Consider the following 12,788-nt stretch of genomic DNA (forward strand, 5'->3'; position numbering starts at 1 on the left):
AACCCGGGCGCGGTTTCGGCCGTTGACGATCACGCAGCTCCTCCCCGGAGTCCGCCTTTCGAAAGGGAACGAACATGAAGAAGCTGTGGGCAACCGCGGCCGTTGCCGCCACCGTCGCCGGTCTCGCGGCCACGGCCGCTCCCCAGGCCCTGGCCACCGGCAACGACAACGGCACCACCTCGGCCAGCGGAAACGGCGCCAAGTCGGAGTTCGGCAACTCGGCCACGTTCGGCGACCAGAGCCCGCAGCTCTCGTTGGTCCAGGGGTCGCTCAACAAGCCGTGCGTCGGCCTGCCCGCCAAGCTGAACCTGCAGGGCCTCGTCGGCGCCGTCCCGATCAACGTCCAGGACATCAACGTCCTGTCCTCCCCGCAGAACCAGCAGTGCGTCGAGAACTCCACCCAGGCCAAGGGCGACGAGCCGCTGTCGCACATCCTGGACGACATCGCGGCCCTGTCCGCCAACGGCACCGCCAACAAGTAGTCCGGCGGACGCTCCGCGGGCGGCGGGTCACCGGTTCTTCCGGTGGCCCGCCGCCTTTTTCACGTCCGGCGGCTCACTTTCGGTACAGCGCCTCGATCTCGTCGGCGTAGCGGGCGGTCACCGCGTGCCGCTTCACCTTGAGGGACGGGGTGAGCAGGCCGTTGTCCTCGGTGAAGTCGCCCTCGACCAGGGCGAAGGCACGGATCGACTCGGCGCGGGAGACGGCCGCGTTGGCGTGGTCGACCGCCTTCTGCACCTCGGCCCGCAGCCGGTCGTCGCGCACCAGATCGGCGAGCGGGGTGTCCGGCGGCAGCTTCCGTACGGACAGCCAGTGGGCGAGGGCTTCGGGGTCCAGGGTGATCAGCGCGGCGACGAAGGGCCGGTTGTCGCCGACGACCAGGCACTGGCCGACGGGCGCACGGCTGCGCAGCCGGTCCTCCAGGACGGCCGGCGAGACGTTCTTGCCGCCAGAGGTGACCAGCAGGTCCTTCTTGCGGCCGGTGATGGTGAGATAGCCGTCCTCGTCGAGCGCGCCGAGGTCGCCGGTCGCGAACCAGCCGTCGTCCGGGAGCACTTCGGCGGTCGCGGCCGGGTTGTTCCAGTACGACCCGAAGACCACCGGCCCCTTGATCAGCACCTCGCCGTCGTCGGCGATCCGGACGGCCGTCCCGGGGATCGGCTGTCCGACCGTGCCGGGCCGGGGCGCCAGCGGCGGCACGATCGTGGCGGCCGCGCTGGTCTCGGTCAGGCCGTAGCCCTCGTAGACGACGATCCCGGCCGCGTGGAAGAACAGGTTGAGGTTCCGGTCGAGCGGGGAGCCGCCGCTGATGGCGTACCGCATCCGGCCGCCGAGCCCCTTGCGGATACGGCGGTAGACCAGCAGGTCGTACAGGGCCCAGGCGGCGTACAGGCCGGGGCCGGGGCCCTTTCCGGTGCCGAGGAACCTGTCCAGGTAGGCCTCGGCGAAGCGCACGCCGGTCCGTTCCGCCCGGTCGAAGGAGGCGGCCCGGCCGATCCTCTCCGCCGTGGCCCGCCCGGTGTCGTGGATCTTCTCGAAGAGGTACGGCACCCCGACCAGGAACGTCGGCCGGAACTCCCGTAGTGCGGGCCGGAGTTCGTCCGGCTTCACGCTCGGGAAGTGTCCCATCTCGATCCGGCCCATCAGACAGGCGATCTGGAGCGTGCGGCCCAGGATGTGGGCGAGCGGGAGGAACAGCAGGGTCGAAGCGGTCTGCCCGGTGACCGCCTGGAAGACGGGGTACAGCAGCTCGACCGTGTTGGCGGCCTCGGCGTGCAGGTTGGCGTGGGTGAGGACGCAGCCCTTGGGGCGGCCGGTGGTGCCGGAGGTGTAGCAGACCGTGGCGGTCGAGTCGGGGGTGCGGGTGCCGCGGCGCTTGGCGACGTCCTCGTCGGGGAGGTCCGCGCCGAGGGCGGTGAGTTCGGCGACCGCGCCCGCGTCTAGTTCCCAGACACGGGGAAGTTGGGAGTGCTGGGCGGTGCCGGTGGTGACGGTGGCGGTGTTCTCCGGGGTCTCGGTGACGACATGGCGGGCGCCGGAGTCCCGGACGATCCACTCCACCTGCTCGGCGGAGGAGGTGGGGTAGACCGGGACGGTCACCCCGCCGGCCGACCAGATGGCGAAGTCGAGGACCGTCCACTCGTAGCGGGTGCGGGACATCACGGCGACGCGGTCGCCCGCGGCCACGCCGGCGGCGATCAACCCCTTTGCCACGGAGGTCACCTGGGCGGCGAAGGCGGCGGCCGTGACGGTGCCCTCGCCGCGCCGGATCGCCGTGGCGCGGGGATCCTCGGCCGCGTTGGTGTAGGGGAGGTCCGCGAGTGAGCCGGTGGCGAGGGGCGCGGCGAGACGTTCCCGGCGCACCTCCCGTACGACGCCGGCCTCGTCCCTGATGACTTCGACCTCGCCCCGGGAGGCGAGGTCGGTACGTCGACGTGCTCGCTTGAGGTCGCTGCGTACACCCATGGGGCGTCAACTTACTCATAGGTAAGGACGCGTCAATGGGTTGGGACGGGTTGGGTTCCGAGTGCGGGCGGGTGGGGGTCGAGCGCGCCCACGCGGGCGTCGGCGCGCGAGGCGCTATCGCACTCTCGTGCGATCAGCGCTGCGCCTGTTCGATCTTCGTGGCGGCGTCGGCGACAGTCCGGCCCTGGGCGGCGGGGCGCCCGCCGTAGGGGTCCTCGTCGCTCCACAGGGTCGTCGGGGCAGACTTGCGGACCACCGGTATGACCTCGCTGGCGAACCGTTCGAGCATGGCGAGCTGCTGCTCGTGCGGGATGAACGTCGGGAGGCTGAAGGACTGCAGATCGTGTCCGAACCCCTCGTGGAACCAGAGGATCTTCTCGGCGATCTGCTGCGGCGAGCCGACCAGGACGGGGCCACGCTCGATGGCGTCATCGATGGTCGCGAACGTCATCTCGTTGCCGGGCGTGTGGTTCCCGGGCTGGTTGAAGTAGGCCACGATCCGCTCGTACGCCGGCCCGAAGGCCTCCCGCGCCTCCTGGGTCGTGTCGGCCAGGTAGAGGAAGCCGGCGCCCGCGCCGACATAGGCGAACCGGGGATCGTGCCCGTGTTGGACGTACTCCTTGCGGTAGTGGTCGATGAGTACGGTGTAGTTGTCGCGGGGCTGGATGGCGTTGGCGGAGAAGAGCGGGTCGCCCCACTTCGCCGCGAGGCTCGCCGAGGCCAGCGTGGTCGCCGACCCGTGCCACACGCGAGGGGCGCCGGCGAAGGGGCGCGGCAGGCTGGTGACCTCGTTCAGCGGTCCGCGGAAGCGGCCCTCCCAGGTGAGGTTCTCCTCGCGCCACAGCCGGCGGAGCAGCTCGTACTTCTCCGCCAGCGCATCCCACTGGTCGCCGTTCTCGATACCGAACATCGGCAGCTGGCGCAGCTCGTTGCCCTTGCCGATGACGAGTTCGAGTCGGCCGCGGGAGAGCTGGTCGATCGTGGCGTAGTCCTCGGCGACGCGCAGCGGGTCGTGGATCGACAGGACCGAGACGCCTGTCTGGATCCGGACCCGGCTGGTGGTCGCGGCGATCGCACCGAGCAGGACCGTGACGCCGCTGGAAAGGAAGGCACCGGCGTGCCGTTCGCCCAGCGCGACCGCGTCGAACCCGAACTCCTCGGCGTAGCGTGCCGAGGTCAGCGCCTGGGAGTACCGCTCGTCGGTACGGATCTCGCGCCCGGTCACCGGGTTCTTGAGGTGCGGCAGGATGTCGAGGACTTGAAATTTCATGAGACAACCTCTGGTTCTTTCGCTGGACTGTTGGTCGGGCGGACTGAGGCAGTGCTGGTTCAGGCTTCGCGCGCGAGGCCAGGAGCGAGACCTGAGCCGTTCGGCGGGCCGTTCGAAGCGGCGTTCCACTGCCGCAACAGGCTGTTGACCGCCTGACGGCCGGAGCGGTTGGAGCCGACGGTGGACTGGGACGGTCCGAAGCCGACCAGGTGCACGCGTGGTTCGCCGGCCACCTGGGTGCCGCGCATCGTGATCCCACCGAGCTCGTTGCGCAGCCCCAGAGGCTCCAGGTGCGCCAGGGCGGCCTTGAAGCCCGTGGCCCACACGATCGCGTCCACCGGGGTGAAGGAATCGTCCGCCTCGCGGACGCCGCCGGGTTCGAGGGCGGTGAACATGGGACGACGCCGGAGCGCCCCGCGCTCCTTCGCCGCCACCGCGTACGGAGTCCAGGCCAGGTCGGTGTAGGAGACGACGCTGCCGGTGGGCCTGCCCGCTTCGACGTCGGCGGCGACCTTGGCGACGATCTCACGGCCGGCGACCTCGGCCTCGAACTCACCGTCGCGGAAGACGGGTTCGCGGCGCGTGTACCAGAACGTGGTGGCCACCCGTGAGATCTCCTCCAGCTGCTGGAGTGCCGAGATGCCGCCGCCGACAAGGGCGACCCGCAGCCCGGCGAGCCGGTCGGCCGAGACGTAGTCGTGGGTGTGCAACTGGATGCCGGTGAAACTCTCCTGCCCCGGGTAGCGGGGACGGACGGGGTTGGTCCAGGTGCCGGTGGCGTTGATGACCGCCCGGGCGGTCCATCGCCCTGCGCTGGAGTCGACCACCAGCTCCCCGTCACGCCGGGCGTCCACCCGCCGTACGGCGGTGACGGTCACCGGCCGCAGGATCGGCAGATCGGTCTTCTGCTCGAAGGCGGCGAAGTAGCGCGGCACCGCGGTACGGCTGGGCTCGTCGGGGTCGACGGGCGGTTGCGGGAAGTCGGGCAGGTCGAAGATGCCGTTCACGGTCGCCATCCGCAGCGACTCCCACCGGTGCCGCCACGCCCCACCGGCTGCCGGTTCGGCATCGAGCACCACGAAGGTCCGGTCGCCGTCAGGGCCGTCCGTGCCGGTCAGGGCGCTGGTGAAGCCGCGCCGCTTCAGGTGGTAGGCGGCCGAGAGCCCCGACTGCCCGCCGCCTATGACCACCACCGTCGCGTGCCCACCGGCCCGCCCGGGCTCCGCTGATCCCCGTGCCGGGGTGAGTACGTCAGCGTCCATCGGCCCTGTCACCGGCCGGGGGGCGTGCGGTTCCGCCGGTGGCCAGGCGCATGAGATCGGTGTCGAAGTCGACGTCCTCGGTGCTGTGTTCGGCGCGGGTGGCGGTGGAGCCGAACGCGTGCCGGTAGCCCGCCCGGTTGCCGTCGGCGATGTCCCGGCCGGCGCCGCTGCGCAGGACGGCGGCGAGTTCGCCGGCCGCGCGGGCGATGCGCTTGCCGAGGTCGGTCGAGCCCCAGTCCTCCGGTGCGGCGTAGAGGGAGGTCGGCATCGGGATCGTCCGCAGGAACGCGAACAGCGGTCGGAGGTGGTCGTCGACGACCATGCTGTGCCTGGCCGAGCCGCCGGTGGCGGCGAGGACGACCGGTTTGGCGATGAGCAGGTCGTTGTCGATCAGGTCGGCGAACGACTTGAACAGGCCACTGATCCCCGCCTTGTAGACCGGAGCGGCGGCGATGACCGCGTCCGACTCGGCGAGCTGTGCGACGGCGTCCTGCACCTTCGGGTCGGGCATCCCCGAGACGATCGACCGTGCGATCTCGACGGCGATCGGTCCCAGTTCGATCGAGCGCACGGTCGCGGCGATGCCGATGTCGCGGAGGGCGTCGATGCTCTTCTGGGCGATCCGGTCGGCCAGCAGCCGGGTCGAGGAGGGGTCACTCACCCCGGCATGGACGACCGTGAGGGTGAGGACCTGTCGGGGGGCGACGGGCGGGTTGCTCATGCGATGTTCCTCGGGTCAGGCTTCGGGTGCTGCGAGGTCACCGGCGGGGCCGCGGCGACAAGCGCCTTCCCGAGGTCGCGCAGCGTGGTCAGTTGTGACCGGGTGAGGGCGCGGGTCATCGCCGTCGTGACGTGCCGCGCGTGTGCGCGACCGAGGCGCCGCTGGACATCGCGTCCCTCACCGGTCAGGACGATGCGGCAGGCACGGCCGTCGTCGGGATCCGCGAGACGCTCGACAAGGCCGCGCTTCTCCAGCCGCGCCACCAGCCGGGAGACCCCTGCCTGGGTCAACAGGACGTCGTCGATCAGATCGGTGATCCGCAGACCGTCCTCGGCACCGGCCAGGGCATAGAGCACGCCGTACTCCCGGGGCAGGAACTCGCCCCAGTCGCCGGAGAACTCGAACTCGCGCGCAAGTGTCGCCTGCGCCCTGTACATCGCTTCCCAGGCCTCGTTCGCCAGCCTGGCCGAGCCCCTGGCCTCCGTCATCACAGCCCGACCGGGAGGTGAGCCACCTTGTCCGGGTCACTGTCCTGGTAGGGCGAGGCACCCGAGAGGTTGTCGCCCCGGTTGGGGTTCGGTCGCAGCCGGCGCGGGGCGGCGTCACCGTACTTCGCCTCGACCAGCGAAGCGTGCGTCGGTGCGTCCGGGACGCCGGGCTTGCGGCGCGCCTCCATCTCCCGGCGCAGTACCGGGACCACCTCGGTGCCCAGCAGCTCGACCTGTTCCAGCGCCATGCCGAGCGGGAGGCCGAGCGCGTCGACGTTGAAGAGCTGGCGCTGGTAGTCGCCGAAACCCTCCTGGAAGGTGAGCACCTTCTCGATGACCTCCTGCGGGCTGCCCACCGTCAGCGGCGTGCCGGCCATGTAGTCCTCCAGCTTCGAGCCGCGGAACATCGGGTAGCTCTCGAAGTAGGGCCGGTAGGCGTTGACGGCGTCCTGGGAGCGCTTGGCGATGAACGCCTGGCCGCCCAGCCCGACGATGGCCTGGTCGGCGGTTCCGTGTCCGTAGTGCTCGAACCGCCGCCGGTAGAGGTCGACGAGCGGCTTGAAGTGGAAGTTCGGGGCCAGGATGTGGTTGGCGAAGAACCCGTTGCCGTAGTACGCCGCCTGCTCCGCGGTCTCAGGGGTGCGGATCGAGCCGTGCCACACGAACGGCGGGACGTCGTCCAGCGGGCGCGGGGTGGAGGTGAAGCCCTGCAGCGGGGTGCGGAACTGTCCTTCCCAGTCGACCACGTCCTCGCGCCACAACCGGTGGAGCAGGTTGTAGTTCTCCAGGGAGAGTGCGACGCCCTGGCGGATGTCCTTGCCGAACCACGGGTAGACCGGGACGGTGTTCCCGCGTCCGAGCATCAGGTCCAGCCGCCCCTTGGCGAGGTGCTGGACCATCGCGTAGTCCTCGGCGATCTTCACCGGGTCGTTGGTCGTGATCAGGGTCACGGATGTGCTCAGGACGATCCGCTCCGTCAGCGCCGCGATGTGAGCAAGCAGAGCCGGCGGCGAGGACAGCACGAACGGTGGGTTGTGGTGCTCGCCCAGCGCGAAGACGTCGAGGCCGACCTCGTCGGCCCGCTGGGCGACCTTGATCATGTTGCTGATCCGCTCCGCCTCGCTCTGGGTGTGACCCGTCGTCGGGTCGGGCGAGATGTCACCGATACCGAACACACCGAACTGCATGCCGCCTCCTTGCCGATACTTGTTTTGGCAAGTAATCAAACAACATGACGGCGCATGTATTCCCGGCCCGCCCGACGGCGCCGTGATCCGGGTCACAGCCCATACGGCAACCCTGCTCGCCGGGAAGGGCGCCGTCGGCTCTGGGACCCTTCCGGCGAGCAGGCCCTTCCTGCGAGCAGGCCCTTCCTGCGAGCAGGCCTGGCGGGGCGTGTCAGTCGTCCGCGTCGGAGCGGCTCGCCTCCCTGATGGCTGTCGCCAGGTCGGAGACGGTCTTGTCCTCGGTCGTTCGTGCCAGCGTCGTGGCTCGGGAGTGGAGGCTGTCGAGGCCCGGCCTGCCGGGGATGCGGTAGTCCCCTCCTCCCAGCTCGTCCGCGAAGTAGGCCGCCACCGCCGTCACCTGGAAGCGCGGGGACGCCGTCCAGACCGAGCCGTGCAGGGCGCCGGTCTCCATCGCGCCCGTGTTCTCGTGCGGGGCGCGGGTCTCGGGGTCCAGCCAGCGGACCGTGGCCGTCGCCAGGTGGCCGTCCGTGCCGGGCCTGGTGCGCACCGCGTACAGGGCGGTCACCGTGTGGCCGGGGCCCACCTCTCCCCCGTCCACCCGGTCGTCGCGGAAGTCGTCGTCGGCGACCTTGCGGTCCTGGTAGCCGATCAGCCGGAAGTCGGCGACCGTGTGCGGGTCGAAGGCCACCTGGGCCTTGGCGTCGCGGGCCACCAGGTCGATGTTCTGCGGGAGTTGGTCGCAGAAGACCCGGGTCGCGGTGGCGGTGTCGGAGACGTACGTCGTGTGGCCGTCGCCCTTGTCGGCGAGGCGTTCCATCAGGGCGTCGCCGTAGTCGCTGCCGACGCCCACGCCGAACAGCGTGATGCCGTACTCGCGGCGGTCGCTGTCGATGCGCTCCAGGATGGCGTCGGGGTCGGTCTCGCCGTCGTTGGCGAGGGCGTCGGAGATCAGGACGACACGGTTGGTGGCGTCCTTGCGCAGGCCTTCGACGGCGGTGGCGTAGCCGGCCTCCACGCCCTCGCCGAGGTTGGTGGAGTAGAGGGCGGCGAGGCCGTCGACGGCGTCGTGGATCTCGCCGCGGTGACCGGCGAGGCGCGTCATCGGCAGGACCGTCTCGGCGTGTTCGCTGAAGGCGACGATCGCGACCGAGTCGTCGTCGCGCAGCCGGTCGGTCATCGTGTCCAGGGACTTCTTGGCGAGGTCCAGCCGGCCCGGCTCGTCCATGGAGCCGGAGACGTCGATGACGAAGGTGAGGGCCGCGGGCGGGCGTTCGGCGGTGACGTCCGAGGGGCGAGTGGCGAGGCCCACCCGGACCAGGGACCAGTTCGGGTCGGTGGTGCGGGCGCCGTCCACCGTGACCGTGAAGCCGTTGTGGTCGGGGGTGGGGTAGTCCTGCCGGAAGCTGTTGACGAACTCCTCGGCGCGGACGGTCGAGGGTGCGGGCCGCTCGCCCTCGGCGAGGGTGCGGCGGGCGTAGCCGTAGGACGCGGTGTCGACGTCCAGGGCGAAGGTGGAGAGGTAGTCGGAGGACGGGGCGGTCGCGGAGTCCTCCTGCTGCGGCCGGCTGGGAGCCGGGGCCGGAAGGCCGTTGCCCTGTTTCGAGTCGGTGGACGAGTGGCCGCTGCCGCCCGCGCCGCAGGCCGTCAGCAGCAGGGCGCCCGCGGTGGTGAGGGCGAGCAGTGCCCCTCGGGTACGTCGTATCCGGTAGCGCTCCATCTGGTGTGCCCCCTGTGCCTGTCGGAGTCGGCCTTCTGCCTCTCTGGCTCTGTGCCGACTCTGACGGCGCGAGGGGGTGGAACGTGCGCCCTGAAGCGTTGCGGATGGATCTCGAACCGGGCACGGACCAGGGGTGTCGATGCCGGAAGGAGATCGTCCGGTGACTTAGGAGACCACGTCCTTGCGGGCGAAACCCCGGAAGGCCAGGGCGAACAGCACCAGGGCGTACGTTATGGAAATCGCCGTTCCCTGGATCATGCCGGACCACTCGAGATGCGGCTGTACGGCGTCCGCCCAGGCGTACTGCCAGTGGGCGGGCAGGAAGTCACGCCAGTCGCCGAGAGCCGTCACCTGGTCGAGAACGTTGCCGACGATGGTCAGGCCGACCGCGCCGCCGACCGCGCCGAGGGGCGCGTCCGTCTTGGTGGAGAGCCAGAACGCCAGCGCCGCGGTGACCAGTTGGGACAGGAAGACGTACGCCACCACGACCGCGAGGCGCTGGGCCGCCGTGCCGGTGTCGAGTGCGCCGCCGGTCGGGATCTGGAGCGGTCCCCAGCCGTAGGCGGCGGTGCCGACGGCCAGGGCGACCAGCGGCAGCAGGACCATCGCGGCCAGGCTGAGGCCGAGGGCGACGACCAGCTTGGACCACAGCAGGCGGGCCCGGGGCACGGGTGCGGCGAGCAGATAGCGCAGGGAGGACCAGCTGGCCTCCGAGGCCACCGTGTCCCCGCAGAACAGGGCGACCGGGATGACCAGCAGGAACCCGGCCGACACGAACAGGTTGACCGCGGCGAAGTTGGCGCCGGACGCGGTGGCCGTGTCCAGCAGGGTGACCTGGCCGTTCCGCTCGCCCGGCTGGCCGCCGATGGCGAACGCGATCAGCAGGACGAACGGCAGTGCGGCCAGGATCCCGCCCATCACCAGGGTGCGGCGGCGCTTCAGCTGGCGGACCAGCTCGACGCGCAGCGGCAGGGTGCGGCCCGCCTGATAGCCGGAGGCGACCTCGGTGAGCGTGCTCATGCGGAACCTCCGATCAGGGTCAGGAAGGCGTCTTCGAGACGGCGGTGGGGGCCGACCGACGCCACGGACACATCGAGCCGGACGAGTTCGGCGACCAGCCGCGGTGCGCTGCCGCCGGGCTCCATGCGGACCAGCAGTCCGTCGTCCGTGCGGGTCACCGAGGCGACCCCGGACAGCGCGGCCACCTTCTCCACGACCGGCTCCTCGACGGGCACGCCGGTGCCGACGAGCAGGGTGTCGCCGGAGCCGACGATCTCCGCGACCGGGCCCGCCTGTATCAGCCGGCCGCGGTCCATCACCACGAGGTGGGTGCAGGACTGCTCGACCTCGGCGAGGAGATGGCTGGAGACGATCACCGTGCGGCCGGCGGCCGCGTACCGGATCATCACCTCGCGCATCTCGCGGATCTGCGGCGGGTCCAGGCCGTTGGTCGGTTCGTCGAGGATGAGCAGGTCCGGCAGGCCGAGCATGGCCTGGGCGATGGCCAGACGCTGGCGCATGCCCTGCGAGTAGGTGCGGACCGCGCGGGCCAGCGCGTCGCCGAGGCCCGCGATCTCCAGGGCCTCCTCGATGTGGGAGTCGGCCGCCGGGCGGCCGGTGGCCTGCCAGTACAGCTCCAGGTTCTCCCGGCCGGAGAGGTGCGGCAGGAAGCCGGCGCCCTCCACGAAGGCGCCGACCCGGGAGAGCACGGGGGCGCCCGGGCGGATGGCGTGGCCGAAGACCCGGATCTCGCCGCCGTCCGGCTTGATCAGGCCCATCAGCATGCGGAGTGTGGTGGTCTTGCCCGCGCCGTTCGGGCCGAGCAGGCCGAGGACCTGGCCCTTCTCGACGCGGAAGGACAGCTCCCGGACCGCGTACCGGTCCGTGGAGCCCGCGTAGCGCTTGCTCAGGTCCGTGATCTGGAGCGGGACTTCGGCGAGCTCGGGGTCCGGTGCCGGGGTGGCGGTGCGGCGGCGGCCGGTGACCAGCAGGGCCAGGGCGACGAGCGCTCCGGCCGGCGGCAGCCACCACACCCAGGCGGGCAGCGTCGCGGCGGCCGTGTCCACCTGGGGTGCCGTCGGCACGCCGAGGGCGCCCTTGAGGGAGACCGTGTACGTCGCCGGGGCGGTCGGGGAGGCGTAGCCGAGGTCGGTGGAGGCGAGGACCAGGCGCAGCCGGTGGCCCTTCTGCACCTCGTGGTCGATCGCCGGGAGGGTGATCGTGACGTCCTTGCCGGACCTCGTTCCCTCGACACGGATCGGGGTGACCAGCTGGGCGGGCAGCACCTGCTGGGTGCCGTCCGGGCCGACGTCGTACACCTTGCCGAAGAGCACGGCGTCGTCGCTCGTCGAGGTGACGTGGACGGTGGCCGTGGGTGAGCCGGTGATCTGCACGTTGTCGGCGACGGGCGCCGAGTCGAAGCGGGCGTACTGGCCCGGGAAGTCCAGGGAGACGCCGACGCCGAGGGAGGAGAGCTGGGACAGGCCGCCGCCGGCGCCGAGGCCGGGCAGCGCGGAGACGGCGGGCGGGGTGGCGCCCGCCGGGTTCTCGACGCGCTGTGTGCCGCCCGTCAGGGCGATGGACTTCCGGTCGCTCTCCAGGCCGGGGTAGCTGTCCGAGGTCGCGCCCCGCAGCTGGGCGGCGCCGTCGGTGGAGTCGACGCCTCCGGTGCGGGTGATCCGGAAGGCCGGGCCGGTGTCGGTGGCCTTGTCGCCCTTCAGATAGCGGTCGAACCAGGAGGTGACCCGGCCCTCGACACGGCTGGTCTCCAGGTCGCCGCCGTCGTGGCCGCCGGCGATCCAGTCGACGTCGACGGGGGCGCCGTTGGCCCGGATCGCCTTCGCGGCGGCGTCGGACTGGGCGAGTGTGAAGAGGGAGTCGGTCTGGCCCTGGAAGAGGAGGGTGGGCACCTTGATGCGGGTGCCGACGGCCGACGGCGAGCGCTCCGCCAGGAGCTTGACCGCGGCCGCGTCCGGCTGGCCCGACTCGGCGACCCGGTCGTACATCGCGCACAGGGCCGGCTCGAACCTGGCGCAGCCGCCGCCGGTGTTGAAGAAGATCCCGGCCCACAGCTTCTTGAACACGCCGTTCGGGAACAGGGCGTCCGCGAGGTTCCAGTACGTGATCGACGGGGCGATCGCGTCCACGCGCTGGTCGTAGCCGGCGGTCAGGAGGGAGATGGCGCCGCCGTAGGAGCCGCCAGCCATGCCGACGCGGGGGTCGCCGGGCTTGTCGAGCCGGACCTGGGGCTGCTTCGCCAGCCAGTCGATGAGCCGGGAGACGTCGGCGACCTCGCCCTTCGGGTCGTTGAGGCCGATCCTGCCGGTCGACCTGCCGAAGCCGCGGGCGGACCAGGTGAGGACCGCGTAGCCCTGGCGGGCGAGGTCCTCGGCCTCCTGGCGCATGTCGGCCTTGGAGCCGCCGAAGCCGTGGGCCAGGAGGACCGCGGGGCGTCGGCCGGTGCCGGGGGTGGTGAAGAACGAGGTGTCCAGCTGTACCCCGTCGACGGCCATGACCTTGTCGGACCGGTGCACCGGGGACGGGGCGTCGGACGCGACGGCCGTCCAGGTGCCGGCGCCCACGAGCACCACGACGGCGGGCCCGGGGGGCCGGAATCGCCCCCGCCGCCGCACCCCGGCGCGGAGGCCCGGGGGGCGAAGATAAAAGACCACAAACGT

General features: G+C 71.4%; 10 protein-coding genes. 1 reads left to right on the top strand and 9 read right to left on the bottom strand.

Annotation, left to right across the window (positions count from 1 at the left end; genetic code table 11):
- The first annotated feature begins 74 nt into the window (after positions 1-74).
- Positions 75-482: a rodlin gene (locus ACFWXC_RS50480; RefSeq protein WP_351735082.1), complete on the top strand. Its 408-nt coding sequence runs from the start codon at positions 75-77 to the stop codon at positions 480-482.
- A gap of 73 nt (positions 483-555) precedes the next feature.
- Here ACFWXC_RS50480 and ACFWXC_RS50485 read toward each other — a convergent pair whose 3' ends face one another.
- The 9 genes from ACFWXC_RS50485 to ACFWXC_RS50525 all read right to left on the bottom strand — a co-directional run bounded on the left by ACFWXC_RS50485 (position 556) and on the right by ACFWXC_RS50525 (position 12,743).
- Positions 556-2,466 carry an AMP-dependent synthetase/ligase gene (locus ACFWXC_RS50485; RefSeq protein WP_384490638.1) on the bottom strand — a complete coding sequence of 637 codons (1,911 nt, stop codon included), beginning with the start codon at positions 2,464-2,466 and terminating at the stop codon, positions 556-558.
- 133 nt (positions 2,467-2,599) lie between these two features.
- Positions 2,600-3,736 carry an LLM class flavin-dependent oxidoreductase gene (locus ACFWXC_RS50490; protein WP_384490640.1) on the bottom strand — a complete coding sequence of 379 codons (1,137 nt, stop codon included), beginning with the start codon at positions 3,734-3,736 and terminating at the stop codon, positions 2,600-2,602.
- 59 nt (positions 3,737-3,795) lie between these two features.
- Positions 3,796-4,998 carry an NAD(P)-binding domain-containing protein gene (locus tag ACFWXC_RS50495; RefSeq protein WP_384490642.1) on the bottom strand — a complete coding sequence of 401 codons (1,203 nt, stop codon included), beginning with the start codon at positions 4,996-4,998 and terminating at the stop codon, positions 3,796-3,798.
- Complete coding sequence (locus tag ACFWXC_RS50500; protein ID WP_384490644.1) at positions 4,988-5,719, bottom strand: CE1759 family FMN reductase; 732 nt, start codon at positions 5,717-5,719, stop codon at positions 4,988-4,990. Before ACFWXC_RS50500 ends, ACFWXC_RS50495 begins: the two co-directional genes overlap by 11 nt.
- The gene (locus ACFWXC_RS50505; RefSeq protein ID WP_384490646.1) at positions 5,716-6,207 is read right to left on the bottom strand and encodes a MarR family winged helix-turn-helix transcriptional regulator; all 492 of its coding nucleotides are present in this window, start codon (positions 6,205-6,207) and stop codon (positions 5,716-5,718) included. The genes ACFWXC_RS50500 and ACFWXC_RS50505 overlap by 4 nt, the downstream gene beginning before the upstream one ends.
- Entirely contained in the window at positions 6,207-7,394 is a 1,188-nt protein-coding gene (locus ACFWXC_RS50510) for a CE1758 family FMN-dependent luciferase-like monooxygenase (RefSeq protein WP_384490648.1), read from the bottom strand. The genes ACFWXC_RS50505 and ACFWXC_RS50510 overlap by 1 nt, the downstream gene beginning before the upstream one ends.
- 211 nt (positions 7,395-7,605) lie before the next feature.
- A complete protein-coding gene (locus tag ACFWXC_RS50515; protein WP_384490650.1) occupies positions 7,606-9,111 on the bottom strand; it encodes a von Willebrand factor type A domain-containing protein in 1,506 nt (501 codons plus the stop codon).
- 165 nt (positions 9,112-9,276) lie between these two features.
- Positions 9,277-10,131 (bottom strand): ABC transporter permease, encoded by an 855-nt coding sequence (locus ACFWXC_RS50520; protein ID WP_384490652.1) that lies wholly within the window; start codon positions 10,129-10,131, stop codon positions 9,277-9,279.
- On the bottom strand, positions 10,128-12,743 hold the full coding sequence (locus ACFWXC_RS50525) for a CocE/NonD family hydrolase (RefSeq protein WP_384490658.1): 2,616 nt from the start codon (positions 12,741-12,743) through the stop codon (positions 10,128-10,130). Before ACFWXC_RS50525 ends, ACFWXC_RS50520 begins: the two co-directional genes overlap by 4 nt.
- Between the last annotated feature and the right edge of the window lie 45 nt (positions 12,744-12,788).

This window comes from Streptomyces sp. NPDC058683 (assembly GCF_042716195.1).
GTDB lineage: Bacteria > Actinomycetota > Actinomycetes > Streptomycetales > Streptomycetaceae > Streptomyces.

Excerpts from the sequence above, each read along its gene's own strand:
- ACFWXC_RS50480 (WP_351735082.1), top strand. The coding sequence starts at position 75 with ATGAAGAAGCTGTGGGCAACCGCGGCCGTTGCCGCCACCGTCGCCGGT.
- ACFWXC_RS50485 (WP_384490638.1), bottom strand. The coding sequence starts at position 2,466 with ATGGGTGTACGCAGCGACCTCAAGCGAGCACGTCGACGTACCGACCTC.
- ACFWXC_RS50490 (WP_384490640.1), bottom strand. The coding sequence starts at position 3,736 with ATGAAATTTCAAGTCCTCGACATCCTGCCGCACCTCAAGAACCCGGTG.
- ACFWXC_RS50495 (WP_384490642.1), bottom strand. The coding sequence starts at position 4,998 with ATGGACGCTGACGTACTCACCCCGGCACGGGGATCAGCGGAGCCCGGG.
- ACFWXC_RS50500 (WP_384490644.1), bottom strand. The coding sequence starts at position 5,719 with ATGAGCAACCCGCCCGTCGCCCCCCGACAGGTCCTCACCCTCACGGTC.
- ACFWXC_RS50505 (WP_384490646.1), bottom strand. The coding sequence starts at position 6,207 with ATGACGGAGGCCAGGGGCTCGGCCAGGCTGGCGAACGAGGCCTGGGAA.
- ACFWXC_RS50510 (WP_384490648.1), bottom strand. The coding sequence starts at position 7,394 with ATGCAGTTCGGTGTGTTCGGTATCGGTGACATCTCGCCCGACCCGACG.
- ACFWXC_RS50515 (WP_384490650.1), bottom strand. The coding sequence starts at position 9,111 with ATGGAGCGCTACCGGATACGACGTACCCGAGGGGCACTGCTCGCCCTC.
- ACFWXC_RS50520 (WP_384490652.1), bottom strand. The coding sequence starts at position 10,131 with ATGAGCACGCTCACCGAGGTCGCCTCCGGCTATCAGGCGGGCCGCACC.